Origin of the sequence: Alloactinosynnema sp. L-07, assembly GCF_900070365.1 — a bacterium.
GTDB lineage: Bacteria > Actinomycetota > Actinomycetes > Mycobacteriales > Pseudonocardiaceae > Actinokineospora.
Genome location: NZ_LN850107.1, coordinates 1,813,394 through 1,837,660 on the forward strand (window position 1 = coordinate 1,813,394; position 24,267 = coordinate 1,837,660).

Annotated in this window: 10 protein-coding genes; 8 read left to right on the forward strand and 2 right to left on the reverse strand. The window is 70.3% G+C overall.

From position 1 onward, the window contains the following. Window positions 1-16: 16 nt before the first annotated feature. The 8 genes from BN1701_RS08310 (at window position 17) to BN1701_RS08345 (ending at window position 23,025) form a co-directional block, all read left to right on the forward strand. Complete coding sequence (locus BN1701_RS08310) at window positions 17-6,499, forward strand: non-ribosomal peptide synthetase (protein WP_054047052.1); 6,483 nt, start codon at window positions 17-19, stop codon at window positions 6,497-6,499. A 5-nt stretch (window positions 6,500-6,504) separates the two neighbouring features. Continuing rightward, complete coding sequence (locus BN1701_RS08315; RefSeq protein ID WP_082859724.1) at window positions 6,505-9,588, forward strand: non-ribosomal peptide synthetase; 3,084 nt, start codon at window positions 6,505-6,507, stop codon at window positions 9,586-9,588. Between the two features lie 4 nt (window positions 9,589-9,592). Beyond that, window positions 9,593-9,916: a phosphopantetheine-binding protein gene (locus BN1701_RS08320; RefSeq protein WP_054047056.1), complete on the forward strand. Its 324-nt coding sequence runs from the start codon at window positions 9,593-9,595 to the stop codon at window positions 9,914-9,916. Then, on the forward strand, window positions 9,913-16,278 hold the full coding sequence (locus tag BN1701_RS08325) for a non-ribosomal peptide synthetase (RefSeq protein ID WP_054047058.1): 6,366 nt from the start codon (window positions 9,913-9,915) through the stop codon (window positions 16,276-16,278). The genes BN1701_RS08320 and BN1701_RS08325 overlap by 4 nt, the downstream gene beginning before the upstream one ends. Window positions 16,279-16,333: 55 nt before the next feature. Next, window positions 16,334-18,694 (forward strand): penicillin acylase family protein, encoded by a 2,361-nt coding sequence (locus BN1701_RS08330; RefSeq protein ID WP_054047060.1) that lies wholly within the window; start codon window positions 16,334-16,336, stop codon window positions 18,692-18,694. A 54-nt stretch (window positions 18,695-18,748) separates the two neighbouring features. Beyond that, window positions 18,749-20,560, forward strand: coding sequence for a non-ribosomal peptide synthetase (locus tag BN1701_RS08335; protein ID WP_054047062.1), 1,812 nt, complete (start codon window positions 18,749-18,751; stop codon window positions 20,558-20,560). Between the two features lie 70 nt (window positions 20,561-20,630). After that, window positions 20,631-21,887, forward strand: coding sequence for a cytochrome P450 (locus BN1701_RS08340; protein WP_054047065.1), 1,257 nt, complete (start codon window positions 20,631-20,633; stop codon window positions 21,885-21,887). A gap of 37 nt (window positions 21,888-21,924) precedes the next feature. Then, window positions 21,925-23,025: a branched-chain amino acid aminotransferase gene (locus tag BN1701_RS08345; RefSeq protein WP_054047067.1), complete on the forward strand. Its 1,101-nt coding sequence runs from the start codon at window positions 21,925-21,927 to the stop codon at window positions 23,023-23,025. A gap of 41 nt (window positions 23,026-23,066) precedes the next feature. On the opposite strand, the gene BN1701_RS08350 is transcribed toward BN1701_RS08345, so the two are convergent. Both BN1701_RS08350 and BN1701_RS35305 read right to left on the reverse strand, forming a co-directional pair. Then, entirely contained in the window at window positions 23,067-23,846 is a 780-nt protein-coding gene (locus BN1701_RS08350) for a thioesterase II family protein (protein WP_054047068.1), read from the reverse strand. Window positions 23,847-23,961: 115 nt separating this feature from the next. Next, window positions 23,962-24,102, reverse strand: coding sequence for a hypothetical protein (locus BN1701_RS35305; protein ID WP_157367820.1), 141 nt, complete (start codon window positions 24,100-24,102; stop codon window positions 23,962-23,964). Window positions 24,103-24,267 lie beyond the last annotated feature (165 nt).

The window sequence follows — 24,267 nt, forward strand, 5'->3', positions numbered from 1 at the left end:
GAGCAGGGGAGCGACCATGACCGATGACCTCTTGTCCCGGCTGCGGGCGCACGCCGACGCGGATCCGGCTCGCGTCGCGCTGTCGTTCGCCGCCGCGGGCCCGGACCGGGTCGACCTCTCCTACGGCGAACTCGTCGAGCGGACACAGGCGATGGCCAGGACCCTCGCGAGCAGACTCGAACGAGGTGAGCGCGCGCTTCTGCTGCTGCCGAGCGTGCCCGAGTTCGCAGTGTCGTTCCTGGGGTGTCTCGCCGCGGGCGTGATCGCGGTCCCGGTGCCAATCCCGGTCGACGAATCCGCGCGGCGGCGGGTGCTCAACGTCGCGCGCGACTGCTCGGTCTCGGTGATCGTATCGCTGTCGGTCATCCACGACTTCGCGGCGGCGGGCCCACCCGAGATCCGGGGGCTGTGCGAGTCCTACGACTGGCTGCTGGTCGACAGGCTCGATGAGGCCGGGCCGTCCCGCCGACTCCCGACGAACTCCGCCGCGGACATCGCGTTCCTGCAGTACACCTCCGGGTCGACGAGCACGCCGCGCGGGGTGATGGTCTCGCATGGCGCGCTGATGAGCAACGAAGCGGCGATCAAGGAGTCGTTCGGAGTCACTCGCGAGTCCACGATCGTCAGCTGGTTGCCGCTGCACCACGACATGGGCTTGATCGGCGCCATGCTGCAGCCGCTCTACGCGGGCGGTCGCGGCGTCATCCTCGATCCGCTGTCGTTCGTGCGGCGGCCCGCGAGCTGGCTCGAAGTGATCTCCGCGGAGCGCGCGGACATCAGCGGGGGACCGAACTTCGCCTACGACATGTGCACCCGCAAGGTCACCGCGGCGGAGAAGTCCGGATTGGACCTGTCGAGCTGGCGGGTGGCGTTCAACGGAGCCGCCCAAGTGTACCCGCGCACGATGCGGGCGTTCAGCGAAGCCTTCCGCGACACCGGTTTCCGGCCGTCTGCCCACCTGCCGTGCTACGGACTGGCCGAGGCGACACTGCTCGTGACGAGCACCGGACCCGCGACCCCGAGTACTAGCCGGTCGTTCTCCGTGGCATCCCTGGAATCGGGTTTGGCGACCGAGGCCAAGGCCGATGCCCGAGAACTGGTGACCTACCCGCTGCCGACGCACACGACGGTCCGCGTGGTCGACCCGGTCACCCTGACGCCGGTCGGCGACGGGCGGTCCGGGGAGATCCTGGTCGCCGGGGACAGCAACGGCTCGGGCTACTGGGGCGATCCGGCGGGCGGCGCGGCCACCTTCGGTGTGCTTGTCGAAGGGGCAGGCCCGTTCCTGCGGACCGGTGACCTCGGCTTCCGCCACGACGGCGGGCTGTACATCGAGGGCCGTGCCAAGGATCTCGTGGTCCATCGTGGCCGCAACCTTTACCCCGAGGACCTTGAAGCGGATATCTCGTTGTGCGACAAGGACATCCGGTCGGGCTGCGGCGCCGTCCTCGGTGTGGAGCACGACGGGGACGAAGCGGTGGTCGTGTGCCAGGAGGTTCGTGACGGCACCTCCCCGGACCGCTATCCGGACATCGTCGCGCACGTGCGCGAGACGCTGTCCAGCGTCCACGCGGTCACCGCCCGCACCGTGGTCCTGCTCGCGCCCCGCACGATCACCAAGACCTCCAGCGGGAAGGTCCAGCGGCACGCGGCGAAGCGGCGGTTCCTCGCGGGCGAACTTCCGGCCCTGTTCTCGAACACGGTCGAACCCGCGACGGACGGTATGTCCACAGTGGCGAGCAGGCTCGGCGGCACGTACGCCCGTGCCGATGGCGCGGCCAAGGTGGAGATGCTGACCCTCGCGCTGTGTGAACACCTCCACGAGGTTCTCGGTCTCACGGCGCGGCCGAGCGGCGACGAGTCGTTGGCCGCGCTCGGCGCGGACTCCGTACTCGCCGTGCAACTCCAGTACGAGGTGGAGGAAGCCCTCGGGGTCACTCTGCGCCCCAGTGCGACGCTGCGAGCCGCGTCGGTGCGCGACCTCGCCCACGCCGCGGTCGAGTCCTGTTCCTCGGCACCGATGGTGTCGCACCCCGACGACGTCGCCTATGAGCTGACCGCGGCCCAGCAGGCGTTGTGGTTTCTGCAGCGTGCGACTCCCGACAGCTTCGACTACAACGTCACCCGCGCCTTCCGCCTCACCGGCCACGTGGACGTCGACGCGGTCTCGGCCGCGCTCGGCGCGGTGGTGCGGCGGCACCCCAGCCTGCGGCTCGCCGTGGTCGGCACCGACGGTGTGCCCCGCGGCGTCGTCCACGACGAGCGTGCCGCGAAGGTCGACCTTGTCGACGGCAGGCATTGGACTGGCGATGAGGAATCGGCCTGGTACCGGACGTTCGCGACGACACCGTTCGACCTCGCGACCGAACCGTTGCTGCGCTGCGCGTTGGTACGCCGGGCGGGCGACTGGCTGCTGGTGCTGTCGCTGCACCACATCGTGTGCGACATGTCGTCGCTCGCGATCATCGTCGCCGAGATCACCGGCCTGCCCCAGCCGTCGGCACGGGTCTCACCCGCGAAGCGCGAGGCCGCGGTGCTCGCCGAGCGCGGCGCCGAACTCGCCGAGTACTGGCGGACCGAACTCGGCGGCGATCTGCCCAGACTCGCTCTTCCCCAGCCAGGCCGCGCGGAGCCCGGCATCGGCGAGTCCTTGGCCTTCACCGCCGACCCGGAACTGACCAGGGCGCTGACGAGGTTCGCCAGGGAGTCCGGGCTCACCCTGCACAACGTGCTGCTCGCCGCCTACCAGGTTCTTTTGCACCGCCTCACCGGCCAACCCGACGTCGTGATCGGGGTCCCTGCCTCCGGCCGCGGCGACCGCGTGCTCGCCACCTGGGTCGGCTACCTGGTCAACGTCGTCCCGATTCGGTCGACGTTCACCCCGGGCCTCGGGTTCGCCGGATTCGCCGAGCGGACCCAGCGCGGCGTCCTCGACGCGCTCGACCACCAGGACTTGCCGCTGTCGCACATCACGCGGTTGGTGAACCCGGACCGCGACACCGCGACCTCGACCGTCTTCCAGGCGATGTTCGCCTACTACGCGCGCGGCCAGGACGCCATGGCCGCGGTGATGGGTGACCCGGACGCGGCCCTGCCATGGGACGGGTGCACCCTGCACGGCCATCCGGTCCCGGACCACACGACCCAGGCCGAGGTGTGCCTCAACGTCGCGGTCCGACAGGACGCGCTCGTATTCGAACTGCAGCACGACAAGGGAAAGGTGTCGCGCGCCCAGGCGGCGCAGATCGCGGCGACGTACCAGACGCTGCTGGCCGCGATCGCCGAGCGACCGGGAACCACCGTGCGCTCGCTGCCGCTGCTCAGTGCCGACGAGGTCAGCGTGCGGGTCGGGGACAGCGCGGGTCCAGTCGTCGCGCGACCGACCCACTACCTGGACTCCTTCGAGCTGATGGTCGACCGGTTCCCGGATGTGATCGCCGCCGACGACGGCGTGGTGCGCGCGACCTACGCCGAACTGGACGAGCGCGCCAACCACGTCGCGGCCGTGTTGCGCGCACGAGGTGTGGGCGTCGACACCAACGTCGTGGTGAGTGCGCGGCGGTCGGTCGACTATCTGGTGGCCCTGCTCGGCATCCACAAGGCTGACGGTTGTTACGTACCGGTCAGTCCGGTCGAGGCGCCGTTGCGAGCGGGCGCCATGGTGGCCGCCGTCGACGCCGCCGCGACCATCGCCGACGCGACCGGACGTGGGCTGTTGCCCGACGCGCTCGACCTCGCGGAGCTGACAGCGGGGCGGAGCGTGCTGCGGCCCGCGCGGGTCAGCCCCGCTCAAGGGGCTGCCTACATCATCCACACCTCCGGGTCGACCGGGACGCCGAAGGCCGCGGTGTCCACCAACGGCGGCGTGACCAACCACCTGTGGCAGATGGTGGAGTACTTCGACCTCGGCCCGGCGGACTGCGTCGCGCAGACCGGGCCGGTGTCGTTCGACGTCTCCGTTTGGCAACTGCTGACCCCACTGGTGATCGGCGCGCGGGTTCGGATCATCCCGGAGCCCACGTCGCTGTCGCCCGCCGGACTCCTCGGGGCGACGCTGGAGGGCGGGGTGACCCTGCTCGAACTGGTGCCGTCCGCGGTGGCCGCTCTGCTCGACGCCGGGCTCGCGCGGTCCCACGGCGCGCTCCGCGTCATGATCGCCACCGGCGAGGCACTGACCCCCGACCTCCCGCGCCGGTGGCGCCGCGAGCTCCCGGACATGCCGCTCTACAACGCTTACGGACCCTGCGAGTGCACCGACGACGTCAGCATCGGGCTGAGCGCCTTCGGGCCGGACGCGGACACGTCGACCTCCATCGGCAGGCCGCTGACGAACACCTCGATGTACCTGCTTGACGCCGACATGGTGCCGACGCCCCTCGGCGTGGCGGGTGCGCTGTGCGTCGGCGGTGCCGGAGTCGGGCGCGGCTACCTCGGCGACCCCCGGCGCACCGCCGCGGCGTTCCTCCCCGACCCGTGGTCGGCTGTGCCCGGTGCCCGGATGTACCACACCGGCGATCTGGCCAGGACCACGGCGCGGGGTGACGTCGAATTCCTCGGCCGATCCGACACCCAGATCAAGATCCGCGGCCTGCGCATCGAGGCGGGCGAGGTGGAGGCGGCACTGCGCGAGTGCGCGGACATCGCCGACGCGGCGGTGAAGGTCGAACATGGTGTCGCGGGCGGATTCCTGGTGGGCTACCTCGTCTTCGGGGAGTCCGACGAGACCAGGGTGCTGACCCCGGCCGAGGACGAACGGGTCCGCGCGGCCCTCGCCAGGCGGCTGCCCCGGCACATGATCCCCACGGTGCTCGTTCAGGTTCCGCCGCTGCCGCGCTCGGGCAACGGCAAGACCGACTACCAGGCGTTGTCCTACGTCGCGGCGGCCCCGGCTCCGGAGTCGGACCCCGATAGCTTCGACGATCCGCTGTCCGCGGCCGTCCGGGCCATCTGGTGCGGTCTGCTCGACCGCGACACCGTGCGCTGGAACGACAGTTTCTTCGAACTGGGCGGCCATTCGCTACTGGCGCTGGCGATGATCGACAGGGTTGAGCAGCGCCTGGGGGTGCGGCTGGGTGTCGACTCGGTGTTCACCCATCCCCGGTTGAGCGGCTTCGTCGAACTCGTTCGGCTGGCGGACCCGGCCACTCCCGGCCGCGACCGGGTACCAGTGGATCCCGGTGTGCCGGTGCCTGCCAGTGCCGCGCAGAAGCGGTTCTGGTTCCTGCGCGAGATCGACCGGGGGCGGCCGACCTACAACATGCCCGGTGTGCTGCGGATGCGCGGCGCCCTGGATGAGGACGTGCTGGGGGCGGCGCTACGCGAGGTGCTGGCCCGCCACCCGGTGCTGCTGGCCCGCTTCGCCGAGCACGACGGCGCGCTGACCTGGACGCCCGGCTCGGTCGAGGAGTTCACCCTGTCGCGGCTGGATCTGCGCGGCCCGGTGGCGGAGTTCGGCGACGAGGTGTTCGACCGGGTGATGGCCGACGAAGCGAACACGGTCGCGGACCTGCGCCGGGAATTCCCGTTCCGGGCCCTGTTGGCCAGGCTCGGCCAGAAGGACTGGGGCCTGTTCGTCGTCATCGACCACATCGTCTGCGACGGCTGGTCGCTCACGGTGTTCCTGACCGATCTGGCGCACGCCTACAACCGCGGGGTCCGGGGCGACGCGCGACCGCTACCGGAGATCGAGTACGGATTCGCGGACTACTGCCACGACGAGCAGGCATGGCGGGTGCTGCGTGATCCGGCGCAGGTCGAGGCGCTGTGGCGCGGCGTCGCGACCGGACCGGTGTCGCTCTCGTCGCTGCCCACCCGACCAGTGGGTTCTTCCGGAGCGGGTCGGCACACCCGATGGATCGCCGACGATTCCGCCGACGCGATCCGCGACCTCGCCCGCCGGACCGGGCTGACCCCGTACATGGTCTTCGCGACCGCTCTGTCCACTGTGGTGCACAGCGGGTCGGCGGACCGGGAGACAGTGCTGCTCGGCGTGCTGATTGCCCAGCGGGACCGTCCCGAGCTGCGGGCCGTCGTCGGCCCGCTGCTCTCGGTGTCGGTCCTCGCGGTCGAACTGGCCATGGGCGACACCGGGGCCGAGGCGCTGCGCTCGGCCAGGGACGGGGCCCTGCGGGCCTACCGGTCGGCGCACATCCCGTTGCCGGAACTCACCCGGCTGCTCCCGCCCGCGCCCGGTGGCGACGGCTCCCCGTTCGAGATCATGTTGATCATGCAGCCCGCCGATGTCGCGGCCGAGTTCGACGGGATCAGCACCGAACTCGCCGACGTCGACACCGACGCCGCTCCCTATCCGCTGACGGTCGACATCGAGGAGCGCGACGGCGGCTACCGCGTGTCGTACCGGTACGCGGCCGACCGGTACGACCCCGACGACGTCGAGGCCATGGCCGAGCGCGTGCACGCCGTGCTCCGCACGATCACCACCCACACCGACAACACGCTGGACGAGCTCCGTTCGTCGACATCAGCCGAGAGGAACTGAGAACGATGTCCCAGGACATGCCCGCTCTGTTCGCGGCCCGACTGGCGGCGAACCCGGACGCTTTGGCTGTCGTGGACGACAAGTCGAGTCGCTCGTACGCCGAAATCGACGCCGAGTCCGCCGGGTACGCCGCCGCGTTGGCCCGCCACGGTGTCGGCCGCGAGACCGTGGTGGCGATTGTGGCCGACCGAGGTCCCCAGTACGTCGCGATGGTGCTCGGCGTCCTGCGCGCGGGCGCCGCGTTCATGCCGGTCGAGCCCAGTACACCGCCGCGCCGGGCGCTTGGGATGTGCGCGGCCGCGCGTGCCCGTGTGCTGATGGTCCAGCCGGGCCACGAAGCCTATGCCGCGGACCTGGTCGACGGAACCGACCGGGTGGTGCTCACCGCGGACGCGCACCTCGACGGCCCGGCGGGCGAGCCGGTGGCGCGCGACCCGGAGGGCCTCGCGTACGTGATCTTCACCTCCGGTTCGACCGGGACGCCGAAGGGCGCGATGGTCGTCGATGGCGGGATGGACAACCACATCGCGGCCAAAGTGCTCGACCTGGGACTCGGCGGCGGCGATGTCGTCGGACTGACCGCGCCGCTGTCGTTCGACATCTCGGTCTGGCAAAGCCTGACGTCGCTGACCGTCGGCGGGTCGGTGGCGGTCGCGTCACCAGTGAATCTCTCCGAGCCCGTCGAACTGGTCGGGTGGGTCCAGCGGCACGGCGTCACGGTTCTGGAGATCGTGCCGTCCTTCCTGGCCGTCCTCGTCGACGAACTGGGCCGCGACGCGGCCCTGCGGTCGGCACTGGGGTCGCTGCGCTTCCTGGTGGCCACGGGGGAGGCGTTGCCCGCCGAGCTGGCGCGGCGCTGGTACGAGCATTGCCCGGACATCGTGGTCGTGAACGCCTACGGCCCGACCGAGTGCTCCGACGACGTCACCCACCACGTGGTCACCGCGGCGGAGTGCGGGTCGAGGGCCTGGCCCCCGATCGGCAGGGAGATCATTAACACCCGCGTGTACGTCGTGGACTCCGAGGGCCGGGAGATCGACGGCGACGGAGAGTTGCTCGTCGGCGGGCGTGGGGTGGGACGCGGCTACATCGGCGATCCGGTTCGCACCGCGCTCGCGTTCGTGCCGGACCACCTCTCGGGAGCGGCGGGCGAACGCCTGTACCGCACCGGTGACCGCGGCAGCCGGGCCGCGGACGGCACGATCGACTTCCACGGCAGGCGTGATCGCCAGGTCAAGGTGCGTGGCCACCGGGTCGAGCTGGGCGACGTCGAATCGGAGCTGCTGCGGGTTCCCGGGGTGCTCGCCGCCGCGTGCGTGTTCTCCCTCGGCAAGCTGCACGCGTTCGTGACAATCGCCGCCGGATCGGCCGCCGACCACATCCTCGACGCTGTCCGCGCGTCCGCACCGAAGTACCTCGTGCCCCACGAGGTGACCGTCCTCGACCGGATGCCGACGAACACCGCGGGAAAGGTCGACCACCGCGCACTGCGGGATCGGGTTGTCGGCCCGGTGACCACGCGGGCACCCGCGGACGACACGGATCCCGCCGCGGTCCGCGCGCTGGTCGCCGACGTCCTTGACGTGGCCGAGATCGGGGCCGACGACGACTTCTTCGCCGCGGGCGGCGATTCGCTGCGCGCGATGACGTTGGTCTCGTTGGCTCGCGAACGGTTCGCCGCCGACGGCGCGCAGTTGCGCGGGTTCCTCGCCGACCCGACACCGCGCGGGCTGCTCGCGGTGCTGCGGGCGGCGCGCGCGGCGCCCCCGCCCGTGCATACCGAACCCGCGACCGGGGCGCTTTCCTCCGGGCAGGAACGGCTCTGGTTTCTCGAACAGCTCAACCCCCGCAAGAAGCCGCTGCTCATCCGCCTGGAACTCACCCTGCGCGGTGCCCTGGACCCGCGGGCACTGCAACACGCGGTCGACGCTGTGGTGGCCCGGCACGAGCCGCTGCGCACGGTCTTCACCCAGGAACGCGGCGTGCCGCGCGCGACAGTGTGGCCAGAGGCGAAGGTGACGGTGAACCTCGCCGAACCCGGCGCCGACCTGGTGTCCGACGTGGTTGACAGCGCCGGGCTGTCCGCTCGTACCGGGCAGCCGCCGCTGATGGCGGTGGGCCTGGCAAGGGTCGCGGCCGACCACCACGTCCTGGTGATCGTCCTGCATCACCTGGTGGCGGACGGGTGGACACTCGCGGTCCTGCGTTCGGAGATCGCTCGCTACTACCAGCGGTGGGTCGATGGTCAACCCGAGGTGCCGATGCCGCGGACCACGTTCACCCGCTACGTCGGCGAGGAACGCCGGTGGCTGGCGGGCCCCGATGCCGAGCAGGCCCAGCGGTACTGGACCGAACAGCTCGCCGGTGCCGCGCCCACCATCGACCTGCCCCTGGACCGGCCGCGCCCGGCGAAGCCGGACTACGCGACGAACTGTGTCGTCGTCGAGCTGACCGAGGCCGAGACCAGCGCGTTGGTGGCTACCGCGCGGGCGATGAAAGCCACCCCGTTCATGGCCGCGATGGCCGCGTTCTACGCAGTGCTCCGCGAGCTGACCGCGACGGCCGACCTGGTGATCGGGATCGACTCGGTCAACCGGTCATGGCCGGACAGCGAGGAACTCATCGGCACGTTCGTCAACCAGCTCCCGGTCCGGCTGACCGCGCAGGAGGACACCCCGACGTTCGGCGACCTGCTCAAACTGGCGCGGCGGCAGCTGCTCGGCGCCTACGAGCACGACCGGCTGCCGTTCCACAAGATCGTGGCCGCGGTCAACCCGCCGCGCCGGGCCGGGCGGTTCCCCCTGTTCCAGGTCAAGCTCACCCACCAGAGTGCTTGGCAGGGCGCGATCCAGCTGCCCAACATCGAGGTGATGCCGAGCGAGATCTCGGACCCGGTGATGGACGCCGATCTGATGCTCGACATCACCGGAGAATCCGACCGGCTCCGACTCGAACTGCTCTACCTGCCAGAACTGCTCGACGAGGACACCGCCGCCGCCTGGGTCGAGGCGATCGCCGGTGTCCTGCGCGCGGGCGCGGGCGATCCGGACACCGTGGTCGCGCCCGTGGTCGCGCGAGACCGGAGGTGAGGCGATGGACCCCTTGACAACGCAGTCCGAGCGCAAGCCGGAGCTGATCGAACCGCGGACGCCGACCGAGAAACTGGTCGCGGAGGTGTGGTGTGAACTGCTGGAGGTCGACGCGGTCGACGTGACCGAGGACTTCTTCGAGCTGGGCGGGCATTCGCTGTTGGCGGTGCAGGTGGTGTTCCAGCTGTCGGACCGCACGGGCGTCGAACTGGAACTGGAGGAGTTCTTCGACCTCGGCACCATCGAGGAGGTCGCCGCCCAGTTGGACCGGACCGGGGCGGCCGGGGCCGGGCTCGACACCACCGAGGTCTACGAGGGGGAGCTGTGAGCGCCCTCGACCTGCTGCGGCGCCTGGACGACCTCGGTGTCGGCCTCACGCTGACCGGGGACCGGATCAAGTACCGCGGGGTGGGCGATCGCCTCCCGCCGGATCTGCTGGCCGAGATGAAGCAACACCGCGACGAACTCGTCTCGCTGCTGACCCGGCGAGCACTGGTGCGGTGGCCGCCCGACCGCGACGGCGCCGACGACCAGGTTCGCAGTGGTCCGCTGACCAGGGCGCAGCAGAGCCTGTGGGCGACCGACTACTTCCTGGACGACGGCACCTACAACCTGTGCGGCGCGTTGCGCCTGCGCGGAACGCTCGATGAGGTCGCCTTCGCCGCCGCGCTCGACGACCTACACCGCAGGCACCCGTCGCTGCGGACCGTGTTCCGAGTGGAGCACGGCGAGCCGAGTCAAGTCGTGCTGCCCCACGTCAGGACACCGGTCGAGGTCGAGGATCGCACCGGATCCGGGACCGCTCTCGCCGAATGCGTCGAGGACTGCGCCCGCCTCGCGGACCGCAAGCTCGCGCTGGACACCGTGCCACCGGTGCGCATGCGCCTGCACCGCCTCGCCGAGGACGACCACGTCTTCTTCGTCGTGCTGCACCACGTCATCGCCGACGGTTACTCGATTGGTGTCCTGCTGCGGGACTTGGCGCGCTGCTACAACGCCCGGCTGGATGACCCGTCCGCCGCGCCGCCCGCGGGCGGGCCGGACATGCTCGACTACGCCCGGTGGGAGCGCGACCGGCTCCGCTACGCCGATCTCGGCGCGGCCCGGCGGTACTGGCAGGACCGGCTCGACGGTGCGGCCTTCGGCGCGCTGCCCCTGCCGCCCGCCGTCGACCAGGCGCGATCGGACCGCGGTGGCGCCCACATCACGGTCGTGGACGCGACCGTGACCGCGCACGTGCGGCGACTTGTGACGGCGACCCGGTCGAGCGCGTTCCTCGTCGTCTCGGCCGCCGTGGCGTCCGTGCTGTCCCGCTACACCGGCCGCGACGACCTGGTCGTCGGGATGCCGGTGGCCCGGCGCGATCGTGACGGGCTGGGGGACCTGGTCGGCCTGCTGCTCGACATGGTGCCGGTCCGGCTCGATCTTGGCGACGGCCCAAGTTTCCTCGACCTGGTCAAGCGGACCAGGACCGCGGTCTACGGCGCGGTGGGCAACGCCGTGACCTCGACCGAGATCACCGCGGGCGGCAACGAGAAGGCGTTGTACAACGTCATCCTCACCGACCTCGGCACCGAGCTGCCCGAGCCGCGATTCCGCGGTCTGGACGCGCGTCACCTACCGGTGCCGCAGGTCGGCGCGAAGTACGACATGAACTTCCTGATCCGCGACGACGGCGACACCCTGACCGTCGAGGTCGAGTTCGACCGGCGCGCGGTGCGCGAATCGGACGTCGCCGCCATGACGGCGATGATCAACCGGATCATCGCGCTCGGCGCGGCGAAACCGGCTGCCAGGGTGGCCGATCTCGCCGCGGCGCCGTTCGGCGCTGCGGGTGCGGGTGCGGTGGGCGCCCCGGCCCCCTGGTCGCCGGGTGCGGGGGACTCACTGGTCAGCCGCCTCGCCGAGACGGCGCGGGTGCGCGCCGACGCGGTCGCCATCAGCGACGCGGGTCGATCACTGTCCTATCGAGACCTCGCTCGTCTGGTCGACCACGTGGCACGCGGGCTTCGCCGAGACGGCCTGGGGGAGGGCGACATCGTCGCGGTCTCGCTGCCGCGCGGCATCGACCTCGTGGTCGCCATCATCGGCGTCATGGCAGGCGGCGCCGCTGTTCTGGTGCTGGACGACTCCTGGCCGCGGGCCCGGGTCGACCGCGTCCTGGCCGACTCCGGCGCGCGCCTGATCATCGGGCAGCGGCCCGACGGTGACCAGCCGGGTGAGTGGAGCACCGTGGCCCAGCTGGCCGAGTCGGGGTCGACCGCCGCGCCCGGTCGACCAGTGCCGTCGCACGCGACCGCGTACGTGATCTACACGTCGGGTTCGACCGGGCAGCCCAAGGGGGTACACGTCACCCACCGCAACCTGCTCAGCCTGCTGGGTGCCACCGCGGGCCCGTACGGTCTGGGCGCCGACGACACGTGGACGCTGTTCCACGCCTGCTCCTTCGACGTCTCGATGTACGAGCTCTTCGGCTGCCTGCTGCACGGTGGCCGACTGGTCATCGTTCCACAATGGACAACCCGGGAACCGGAGGCGTTCGCCGAGCTGCTGCGCGCCGAACGGGTCACCGTCCTGAGCCAGACACCCTCCGCGCTGTCGGTGATGCTCCCGGCGATCGTCCGGAACCCGGCCGCGGCCGAGCACATCCGCTACGTCCTGTTCGCCGGTGAGGCGCTCGACCGGGGGCTGGTCGACCAGTGGTACCAGGCGGTCGGCGACCGGGCGCAGCTCGTCAACATGTACGGCATCACCGAGACCACCGTGCACGCGTCGTGGCGGTGGTTGCGGCCGGACGACGTCGAGACCGCCGAGTCCGACGTCGGCGTCCCGTTGCCCGGCACGTCGCTGTACCTGTTGCACGACAACGGAACCGCCGTACTCGACCGGTGTGTCGGGGAGATCTACGTCGGGGGTCCGCAGGTGAGTGCCGGCTATGTCGGCAGGCCGAGGGACACGGCCCTGCGCTTCCCGCCCGATCCGTTCAGCCCGGTTCCTGGCGCCCGCATGTATCGCTCCGGCGATCTCGGCAGACGCAACGGGCTCAGCCTGGCGTACCTGGGCAGGCGCGACGACCAGGTGCAGGTCAACGGATTCCGGGTCGAACTGCGCGAGATCGAGGAAGCGCTGGCCGCGCAGCCCGGTGTCATCGTCGCGGGCGCCGCGGTTGCCACGGCAGGCGGCAATGGGTCCCGTATCGTGGCGATGGTCGTGGTGCGGGCCCAGTCGGCGCTCACCGGGGCGGACCTGGTCCAGGCGGTGCGCACGGTCCTGCCCCGCTACATGGTCCCGCACGTGGTCACCATCGTGGACGAGTTGCCGTTGACCAACAACGGAAAGCTCGACCGGGCCGCGGTGGCCGCGGGCACCGCGACGAGCAGGCCCGGCCCGGTCGTGTCCGCGCCACCGGAGAACGCGACGCAGGCGCTGCTGCTGGAGCTGTTTCGCGAAGTGCTGGCGGACGAGTCCGTCACGACCGCGGGCGACTTCTTCGACCTGGGCGGCGATTCGATGCACGCCATCCGGCTCGTCGGCCTCGCCCGCGACCGCGGCCTGCGGTTCACCGTGCGCGACGTCTATGCCGCCCCGGATCTCATTCGGCTCGCCGAGCGCGCCGTGCCCGACATCGCCGACGCGCCCGCCGGACGCGCGCCGTTCGCCCTGCTTCCCGCCGGGCTCGCCGGGTCGTTCGCCGACGACGTCGAGGACGCCTATCCGATGACGGCGATGCAGTCCGGGATGATCTATCACCAGGAACTCGCGCCAGGCGCACGGGTCTACCACATCATGCTCAGCTACCGCGTGCGCGGACGGATGGACCCCGAGGCGTTCCGTTCGGCGGCGCAGGCGGTCACCGACGCCCACCCGGTGCTGCGCACGAGCTTCGACCTGGCCAACGCCAACGGCCCGGTCCAGCGCGTCCACACCGGAATCGAGGTCCCGGTGCGGTTCGAGGATATCCGGCTGCTCGATCAGGACGGCCAGGCGGCCAGGATCCAGCGGGTGGTGGAGACCGAGACCGCGAGCGACTTCGACCTCGCCGAGCCGCCGCTGTTCCGGCTCGTAGTCCTGACGACGTCCGATGACGACTATCAGTTGATCTTCACCCACCACCACGCCATCCTTGACGGCTGGTCGGTGAACATCTTCTTCGAGGACCTGCACTCCCATTACGTCGAACGGCTCTACGGCGGCATCGCAGGCCCGGTTCCGGCGCCACGCAGCACATTCGCCGACTACGTGGCGTTGGAACAGCGTGCCGTCGACGATCCTGCCCACCAGCGGTTCTGGCGCGCGCGGACATCGTCGTCGGCCCCGCTGATCGCCCCGGACCGGGCCGTGGCGCCGGTCATGCGGCAGTTCCACGTGAACTTCCCCGGCACGATCGGGGAACTGCGGACCGTCGCCGCCACGGTGGGCGTCCCGCTCAAGGCGTTGCTGTGTGCCGCGCATGTCCGCGTCGTGTCGTGGCTGACCGGGCACCAGGAGGTGGCCACCAGTCTCGTCTTCGCGAGCCGCCCGGAGGAGCAGGACGCGGACCGCCTGCTCGGGCTGTTCCTCAACCAGCTCCCGATGCGGATCCGGCTCGTCGACCAGAGTTGGGCCGAGCTGGCCAGGCAGGTGCACAGCGAGGAGATGGCGATGATGAGCCATCGCTGGTACCCGAACGCCGCGATCCAGGCCCACCACGGGTCTCGGCCGATCTTCGACTCCAGCTTCAATTTCACCGACTACCACACGACCCGCAGGCTCGTCAGCGACGGCACGCTCGACTTCGCCGACGCCGACGAGCTGGAGTCCACCCACTACGCCTACGGCTCGAACTACACCGTCGACTTGCGGACCAACGAACTCAGAGCGCTCCTGGAATACGACGAGGCCGCGCTGCCGCGCCCGACGCTGGCGCTCGCCGCGCAGGCACACCGCGCCGTGCTGGCGGCGATCATCGCCGATGCGGACGCACCGCTGCGCGACACCGTGTTGCCCGGTGCGGCCGACCTCGCCCGGTTGGTCGACGCCGAGCGGGTCGGGCCGGGACCGGCCGCGGCTCCCGCGGCGCCGCCCCCGGAGACCATCGTGCGCGGCGAGTCCGCGGTGCTGGAGCACAGTGTGCGCGAGGTGTGGGCCGAGGTGCTCGGCGCGGGCGACTACGACGCGACGACCGGCTTCTTCGACTCCGGCGGCGACTCGCTGACCGCGATGCAGGTGGTCAGCAGGCTCCGCGCCCGGCACGGCACGCTCTCGATGGGCACGTTCATGGCCTCGCCCACGATCGCCGACGTCGCGGGCGCGTTGGCGGCCGCGCGACCGATCGCGTCCACGATGATCGAACGACCGACCATCCATGATGAACCGCGCCGCTACCCCCTCTCGCGCGCGCAGCACCAGATGTGGCTGGTCGCCGGTCAACTTCCCGGGATCGCCCTGTTCGGCATGCCCGGCGCGCTGCGGGCGGACGGACCACTCGACATCGACGTGCTCGAACGGACCTTCGCCGCGCTCGTCCGGCGGCACGAAGCCCTCCGCACGCGCATCGTGGACACCGATACCGGCCCGGTACAGGTGGTCGAACCGCACGCGGTGCTCGGGATCGACGCGGTGGACCTGCGCGCCGAGCCAGATCCGGCCGCGCGGTGCGAGCGGATGATGCTGGCCGCGGTGCGGGAACCGATGGACCTGGCGAGCGCACCGCTACTGCGGGTGATCGTCTTCCGGCTCGCCGACGACCAACACGTGATCTACCTGAACATCCACCACATCGTCAGCGACGGCTGGTCGCTCACCCTGCTGCTGACCGAGTCCGCGCGGACCTACCGGGCGTTGGCCGCGGGGGAGACGCTGGACCCTCGCGTGCCCCTGGGCAGCGGCGCGCTGGCCGAGAGGGCAGCGCTGGCGGCGGACTCGCCCGACGCCGAACGCCACCGCGCGTACTGGCTGGATCAGCTCGCGCCGCCGTGGTCCGCTCTCACCGACACGCCGACCAGTCGATTCACGGTGGGGGAGGAGGCGGGCTTCGTCCAGCGTCTCCGGTCGGCCTACCGGACGGTCCGGTTGGACGCGGCGGTGGTCGAATCGGTACGAGACGGCGCGCACAGGCACGGCCTGACGGAGTTCATGGTCGTGTTGAGCGCTTTCGCGGCCACGCTGCGGTCGTGGAGCGACCAGGACGACATCCGCGTCGCGACCGTGATGGCCAATCGCACCCAGCCGGGCACGGAGGAGATCGTCGGTCTGCTGGCGAACACCATCGTCCTGCGGATGCGCATCGGGGCCGATGCCGATCCGGTCGAGGTGGCCAAGCAGGCGGGCCGGGTGACCATCGACGCGTTCGACAACCAGGAACTCCCGTTCGAGGACGTCCTGGAGTCGATGGAGTCGGCCTATCCCAAGGCGGAACGCACCGGCCCGGTGTTCGAGGTGATGCTGGTCGTGCAGGAAGAGACTCCGGAGGTGGCCCCGGACGACGGCCTCACCTTCGCGCCGTATCAGACCCGGCGCGACGTCCTTGGCACCCCAATCGCCGCGACGACCTCGGAGTTCATCCTCGGCGTGTCCCCGGCTTCCGGCGGACTGCGACTGACCCTGCAGTACAAGCCCGCCACAACGGACGAGGCGGTCGCGGCCGACCTGCTCGATGACATCGCCGCCGCGGTGGCGGCGACGGCACTGGCCCTGCGGGAGGCCCCGTGAGCAAGTGTCACCGGGCGTCCGCGAGCTGCGGCACGGAGCCCGCGAGGGGGCGCCCGTGAGCCAGTGCGTGGTCCACCGGGTGCGCTACCGCCGCCTGTGGCGGCTCCCCTCGGTCAAGGCGATCGGCACGGCGGCGATCGCGGCCGCCATCGCCGCCTTGGCGAGCGCCCTGTTTGCTCCATTGTGGACAGGCGGCGTGGTGCTCGTGGTCGCCGCGGCCGGGATCGCGGTGTACGTCGGGACTCGTCGTGACCGCATCGCGATCGAGATCAGGATGGCGCGTGCCTTGACGGGCTCCGCCGGGCGGTGTTCCGGCGACGTAGCCGTGCCGGGCCTGAGCGCCGAGGTGCGGGCGGTGTCGATGCCGGACGGCGTCACCCGGATCGACGCGGACTCCTGGCTGGACGCGGTGCGGGCACTGGGGTACGTGATGGGCCGCGATCGCGGCTTCCAGATGGACCTGTTGCGGCGCACCGCCTCCGGTCGCCTCGCGGAGGTGTGGGGTCGCACGGCGTTGCCGTCGGATCGACGCTACCGGGCGTTGGGGCTGACCCGGGTCGCCGACCTCGCCGCGGAGTCCCTGGCCACACCGGAAAGGGAGTTGCTGACCGCGTTCAGCGCCGGGGTCGACGCGGCGTGGTCCAGCCACGGGGCGCCGTTCGAATGCCGGTTCCTGTCCTACCGGCCGCGGCCGTGGACGGTCCAAGACAGCCTGGTGATCGCGTTGTACCTGTTCCACGGGCTGTCCTGGAACGAACGGGCCAAGCGCGCGGAGGCCGTCGTGCGGCGCGCGCTGCCCGACGACGCCGCATGCTTCTTCCTGCCGGACGACGCGGGTGCCCGGCCGCCTCTGCCCGCGGATCTGGCCCGCCTGCGTTCCTCGACCGCCGACGCCGACGTGATCGAAGTCGACAGCGCGGTCCCCGGCTCCAACTGCTGGGTCAAGGGCGGCCAGGACGGCCCGGTGCTGGCGTGCGATCTCCATCTCGCGCTCGCTATGCCGAACCTGCTCTACGAGGTCGATATGAGCTGGCCGGGCACCCGGTTGCGCGGCCTTGCCGCGCCTGGTCTGCCCGCGGTGCTCACCGGTACCAACGGACGCGTCGTCTGGGGCGTCACCAACCTCACCGCGGACGTGCTCGACCTGGTCACGGCAGGCGGCGACCTCGTCACCGACACCGAGCGCATCCGGGTCCGCGGCCGGGAGGACGCGGTCGTCGACCAGACTTGGGACGGCACGATGCCCGTGTCCGCCGAACCGCTGCTGGGCGAGAAGATCGCGGTCCGGTGGGCCGGACACGATGTGCGCGGCTGCGACCTGAGATTCCAGCGGCTCGCCCACGTGTCCACTGTGGAGCAGGGCATCATGGTGCTCGACGACGCGGACGGCATCGCGCTCAACGTCCTGCTCGCGGACGAGTCCGGGCGGATGGCGCACCTCGCGACCGGACTGCTTCCCCGCCGACCGGCGGGCGAGCAGGGTGTCGCGCACGGCCACCTCGCGGGCTCGCAGCGACCGAAGCTGGTCGACCCGGAGTCGGGCATCCTGGTGTCGGCGAACGACGCCGCGCTGCCCGAACACCCGTTCCGCATCGGCTACGACCTCGACCCCGGCCATCGCGCCAGGCGGGCACGCCAGGTGCTCACCGAGACCAAGGACACCGGACTCGCCGCCCTGCGAGCACTTCAACACGACCTGGCGGCGGACGTCTACCTGCCATATCGCGACTTTGCGGTGTCCGCCCTCGCCGACCGAGACGCCGCGACCGCGGACCTGCTTGGGCAGTGGGACGGGCGGGCGGACGCGGGGTCCCGCGCGTTCGCGATCCTGGTGCGACTGCGTGAGCTCCTCGCCCAGCGCGTCTTGGCGCCCTACCTGTCGGTGTGCCGCGACCACGACCCGGGTTTCCAGTACCCGTTCCGGTCCTTCGACCGGCCGCTGCTGGCGATCCTGGCCGCGGGTGATCGCGCCCTGCTCCCCGCGGACGTCACCCGCGACGATCTCGTGGCGGGATGCGTCGCACAGGCGATGGCCGACCTCAGGGGCCGGACCGGCACGTCCCAGCCGTCGTGGGGACAGCTCAACTCGGTGGGACTGGCCCATCCCCTCTCGGGGCTCGCGCCGTGGTCGGCTCCACTGCTCGACATCGCCCCAAAACCCGAGCCGGGATGTCTGTACAGCGTCCGGACGTGCGTCCCCGGCTTCGCCGCCGTCGGCCGTGCGGTGCTGTCGCCGGGGGCGGGCGGTGTCGCCGCGTTCGAGACACCCGGCGGGCAGTCCGGCCATCCGCTGAGCGCGCGGTACGGCGACCGGCACAGCCAGTGGTCCAGCGGGAGCCCGCGAGCCGGAAGACAGTCCCGCACGGGTTGCGCCTTCGCGCTGCGACCGACGAATGCGGGAAGTGAAGACCAGTGAACAGGATCGGTCGCCCATCGGCGCTGGCCGCTCGGGTAGAGGAGATGAGTTCGGATGAGTGACTGGCGAAGCGCGACCATCACCGAGTTGTTCGACGAGCAGGTGCGGTGCCGCCCGGACAAGACCGCCGTGCGGTTCCTGGACGAGGACATGACCTACGCCCAACTCGACCAGGCGGCCGACAACCTCGCCCGCCACCTGCGGACGCTCGGCGTGGACACCGAAGGCATCGTCGGGGTGTGTGTCGAGCGTTCGTTCGAGATGATCGTCGCGCTGCTCGGCATCCTGAAGGCGGGCGCGGCCTACCTGCCGCTGCACCCGGACGAACCCGCCGAGCGGTTCCGGTACATGCTCGACCAGGCCGACGCCCGTGTCCTGCTGACCCACGAGCGGTTGGCGGGTCGATTGCCGGACGTCGACGCGACGGTGCTCAGCCTCGACGGCGGCGAACTGCCCGCGGCCGACGACAGCGGGCCGCTCGACCCCGGTACGTCAGCCGACAGCCTCGCCTACGTTTGCTACACCTCCGGGTCGACGGGCAAGCCGAAGGGCGTCACCGTGCCGCATCGGGGCGTCGTGCGGCTCATCCAGGACGGCGACTACGCCGAACTCGGCCCGGACGAGACGATCATGCAGCTCTGCGCGCTCACCTTCGACCCGGCGACCTTCGAGATCTGGGGGGCGCTGCTCAACGGCGGAACCCTGGTCGTGTACCAGCCCGGTCCGCTGTCGCTGTCCGAGTTGGGCGACAGTCTGCAGCGGGAGAAGGTCACCACCTTGTGGCTGACGACCGGATTGTTCCACCGCATGGTCGACGGCCAGCTCGACGGCATCGGTGGCCTGCGTCAGCTCCTGGCGGGCGGCGATGTGCTCTCGCCGACGCACATCAACAGTGTCCGGCGCACGCATCCGGACATCCGGCTCGTCAACGGGTACGGGCCGACGGAGAACACGTGCTTCACGACCTGCCACACCGTCACCGACCTCGTCGAGGACACCGTCCCGATCGGCCGGGCGATCACCGACACCCTGGTCTACATCCTCGACGAGGATCTGGTTCCGGTCCCCGACGGCGAGTGGGGCGACCTGTACACGGCGGGCGCCGGGCTGGCCCGTGGCTACCTCGGCAGGCCGCGGTTGACCGCCGAACGGTTCGTGCCCGACCCGTTCCGGTCCGGCGAGCGCATGTACAGCATCGGTGACGTGGTCCGGCGCGGCGTTGACGGGGCGCTTGAGTTCCGCGGCCGCCGCGACGACCAGGTCAAGGTCGGTGGCTACCGGGTGGAACTCGGCGAGATAGTGGCCGCGGTAGCCGGTCAGCCGGGGGTGAAGGAGGCCGTCGTAGTCGTTCGCCACGCCGAGTCGACCGGAGAGAAGTCCCTGGTCGCCTACGTCGTGCCGGAGGACGGTGCGGACGACCTGCTCGCCAAGCTGCGCCTGGCCCTGCACCAACGGCTGCCCCGGCACATGATCCCCTCCGCCATCGTGTTCATGGCCGAGTTCCCGTTGACGCGCAACGGGAAAGTCGACCGTGCCGCGCTTCCCGCCCCTGACCAGTCGCCCCGCGACGTGGACACCGACTATGTGCCGCCGCGCACACCGGTCGAGGCCCTGCTCGCCGATCTGTGGTCCGACGCGCTCGCGGTCAAGGACGTCGGTGTGCACGACGACTTCTTCGAACTGGGCGGCAACTCGCTGCTCGCGGCGGATCTGTTGGTCCAGATGCGGGGAGCGCTCTCAGCCGAAATGCCAGGCTCCCGACTGTTCTTCGAGAACGCGACGGTGGCAGGCCTCGCCGAGCTGGTCGACAAGGGGGGCAGCCAGGCAGGCGAGGGTCTCCCCGAGCGGGAAGGGCCCGCGGCCTGAGCGCCCCCGCACTGATCACCGAACTGCTTGCCGCGACACCGACAACGTTTACCCACTGGAGGGACGACCGATGAAACTGACCCGGCCAACAGGACAGGAGCCCATCGACCTGGACACCGTCGACCTGGTTGACCCTGCCCTGCACGGCGAAGGCGACCCCCATGCCATCTGGCACGCCATGCGCGAACGCGACCCGGTGCACTGGCAGTGGGTCGCCCCCGGGCTCGGCTTCTGGTCGGCGACCAAGTTCGACCACGTCACCCGCGTGCTCCGCGACCACCACGTGTTCACCTCCGAGCACGGCACCCTGCTCAACCTGCTCGGCAAGAAAGACCCGGCCAGCGGCCAACAGCTGCCCGCGACCGACCCACCGAAGCACACGAGGATGCGGTCCCCGATCCAGCGCGCTCTCAACGGCAAGATCCTCGAATGGAAGCGCGAGTCCATCCGCCAGGAGATCAAGACCCTGCTGGCCGAGGTCGTCGACGGGGAGCCGTTCGACTTCGCCGAGCTGACCGGCAAGATCCCGATGGCGGTCACCGGGACGCTGATGGGCCTCGACCGCGAGGACTGGCCACGCCTCACCTACCTCACCAGCCAGGCAATCGCGCCCGACGATCCCGAGTTCATCAGGCCGGAGGGCGGCAAGGCGACGCTTCAGCGCGCGCACCGTGAGCTGTTCGCGTCGTTCGAGGACTCCGTGGCGCGGCGCAAGGGCGACGGCGACGGCGACCTCATCGACATCCTGCGCACCATGGAGCTGGAGGACGGCCGCAAACTGCGCCAGGGCGAGATCGTGTCCAACTGCTACAGCCTGCTGCTCGGCGCGAACGTGACCACCCCGCACGTCCCCAACGCGGCCATCGTCGAGCTGATGGACGACGGCAAGTACGCGGACTGGGCCGATCACCCGGAACTGCTCGACAGCGGCATCGAGGAAGCGCTGCGCTGGAGTTCGCCCGCCAGTCACTTCATGCGCTACGCCAAGGTCGACGTCCAGCTCGGTGCCACCACGATCAAGGCGGGGGAGCCGGTCGCCGCGTGGCTCGGGTCGGCGAACCGCGACAGCGACGTCTTCCCCGACCCGTACCGGTTCGACGTGCGGCGCACGCCCGCGGAACGCAACCTGGCCTTCGGTGTCGGTCCGCACTACTGCGTCGGACACGCGGTCGCCAGGATCAGCCTGCGCGAGTTCTTCGAGGAGCTGTTCGACCAGTTCGACGGCTTCGAATCCGGCGGTGAGCCCGAGCACCTGCATTCCAACTTCATCGCGGGCATGAAACACCTGCCGCTCGTGGCGACCCGTCGCAGCGCGGTCAGGGGTTGATCGTGGCGGGAACCGAGACGTCGAAGGCGGGGCACAGATGACAACCAGCACGTCCTTCGCCGAGGTCGCGAACCCGGCTCCGGCGACACCGGAGCACCTCGCCGAGGTGTTGGCCGATCCGAGGTTCGGCAAGTACTTCACCGACCACATGGTGACGATCGAGTTCACCCCGGAACGTGGCTGGCACAACGCCACGGTCGGTCCCCACCAGCCGTTGACGCTATCGCCGTGTGCCGCGGTCCTGCACTACGGGCAAGCCGTCTTTGAGGGGCTCAAGGCCTACCGTCGGCTCGACGGGTCGGTCGCGAGCTTCCGACCAGAAGAGAACGCGACTCGGTTTCGGGCCTCGGCGCGGCGGCTGGCGATGCCGGAGTTGCCCGATGAGCTGTTCCTGGCTTCGTTGAGCGCGCTCGTCGCACGCGACGAGCGGTGGGTCCCGCACGCGGAGGAACACTCGCTGTACCTGCGGCCGTTGATGATCTCGACCTCGGCCGACCTGCTGGTGACCCCGGCGCGGGACTACCTGTTCGTCCTGGTCGCCTCGCCCGCGGGCGCCTACTACCCCGGTGGGGTAACACCGGTGACCGTCTGGTTGTCGCACGAGTACTCGCGTGCCGCGCCCGGCGGCACCGGGTCCGCCAAGTGCGCGGGGAACTACGCGGGGGCGTTTGTCGCACAGCGGCAGGCCGTTGAGGCGGGCTGTGACCAGGTCGTCTGGCTGGACGCGGTGGACCGCGGCCGGGTCGAGGAGATGGGGGTGAACAACCTGTTCTTCGTGTTCGGCTCCGGCCCCGACGCGCGGGTGGTCACCCCGGGGTTGACCGGATCGCTGCTACCCGGGATCACCCGCGACTCCGTGCTGCGGTTGGCGGGCGACCTCGGCTACCGCGTCGAGGAGCGCGCGGTGTCCACCGCGGAATGGGAGCGGGCGGCTCGATCCGGTGACCTGACCGAGGTCTTCGCCTGCGGTACCGCCGCGGTGATCACCCCGGTGGGGACGGTGAAACACGCGGGCGGTCAGTTCGTCGTCGGCGGCCACCAGCCGGGGCCGGTCACCCTGCGTCTGCGTCGGCGACTCACCGCGATCCACCGAGGTTCGGCCCCCGACCCCTACGATTGGATGTGCCGACTCTGCTGAATTGAACCCGCTATTGCATCGAAGCGGCACGCCGTTGCCGGTCAGGCGTCTCCCGGTGTGGGCGTTGCGGTTTTGTCCGTCATGTCGAGCTCGATTTCCGTGAGCAGCTCGGCGGGTGCGTCGAGAAACTCGAAGTGGCCGCCGTCCAACAGGGCGTAGCGGCAGTCGTCCGACGACTTCAGCCAGCCGCCCATGAGCTGTATCGGAATCTCCGGATCGTCGGCCCAACCGATCGCCGTGATTCCGCAGGGCAGTCGCAATGGGGCATCCACGTGATAGCGCTTGTTCGCCTCGATATCATTCACGAGAAGTTCGAGACCCATTTCTATCAGCGATCCGTTCGGTTCGCCGCCCAGGCTCGTTATTATCGTGGCCAGTTCGTCCCTGAGTCCGTCGGAATTCATTTCCAGCAGTCTGCCGTATGGCCCGTCGTGCGGGGCGACCTGAGAGGAGACGAATACTCTGCGCGGCACCGGGAGTCCGGCCGCGTCGAGTTGGCGGGTCAATTCCACCCCGGGCAGCGCGCCGCCGCAGTGCCCGAAGAAGGCGAACGGTGTGTCCAGGTAGGGCGCAAGGTCCTCGACCAGTGCCGCGGCGAGCGCCTCGTAGGTCTCATAGTGTGCGTCCCGGATGCGGTTTTGCCTGCTCGGAGGCTGGATCAGGCACACCTCGACGTGGCCGATCCAGCGCGGCCACCGCTGGTACATCGATGCTCCGCAGCCCGAGTACGGGAAGCAGAACAGCCGTGCCGCCGCGTCCGGGTCCGGCCTTCGCAGCAGTGAGCGCGGTTTTTTCGGACGAGTGGGTGACGGGGTGGTCATATCGCAATGCTATTCACGCGGTCGTTGAACGGCAAGCCCGTTCAATAACGCTCGGGCTCGATCGGGAGTCAACGTGGACACCCGATCGAGCCCGAGCTACCGTACTACTGGAAGACTAGCGCGCGAGGACCTCGTTCGTCCCGTACACGACGTCGTCGTCCAACTTGGCGAGCATGTCCCGCAATTCCTCGGGGTCGAGCGCCTTGAGCTCGTCGGTGTCGATGAGCTGGGCGAGGAGATTCTGCGGATTCTTCATATACCCTCCCTGAGTACGCGCCACCTTAAAAGGGTGGCAATGTATCAAAGTAGAGGCGGGCGAGTCCTTGTGTCAACAGTGTCGCCTCGTGTCGTCGAGGGTCTCACGGTCTCGGGCGAAAGGTGCGGACGGAGCCCACGCGATGATATGCTGGCCGGTAGTTCG

Bases quoted from the DNA above. Each gene is read 5' to 3' on its own strand.
- BN1701_RS08310 (WP_054047052.1), top strand. From the start codon at position 17: ATGACCGATGACCTCTTGTCCCGGCTGCGGGCGCACGCCGACGCGGAT.
- BN1701_RS08315 (WP_082859724.1), top strand. From the start codon at position 6,505: ATGTCCCAGGACATGCCCGCTCTGTTCGCGGCCCGACTGGCGGCGAAC.
- BN1701_RS08320 (WP_054047056.1), top strand. From the start codon at position 9,593: ATGGACCCCTTGACAACGCAGTCCGAGCGCAAGCCGGAGCTGATCGAA.
- BN1701_RS08335 (WP_054047062.1), top strand. From the start codon at position 18,749: ATGAGTGACTGGCGAAGCGCGACCATCACCGAGTTGTTCGACGAGCAG.
- BN1701_RS08340 (WP_054047065.1), top strand. From the start codon at position 20,631: ATGAAACTGACCCGGCCAACAGGACAGGAGCCCATCGACCTGGACACC.
- BN1701_RS08345 (WP_054047067.1), top strand. From the start codon at position 21,925: ATGACAACCAGCACGTCCTTCGCCGAGGTCGCGAACCCGGCTCCGGCG.
- BN1701_RS08350 (WP_054047068.1), bottom strand. From the start codon at position 23,846: ATGACCACCCCGTCACCCACTCGTCCGAAAAAACCGCGCTCACTGCTG.
- BN1701_RS35305 (WP_157367820.1), bottom strand. From the start codon at position 24,102: ATGAAGAATCCGCAGAATCTCCTCGCCCAGCTCATCGACACCGACGAG.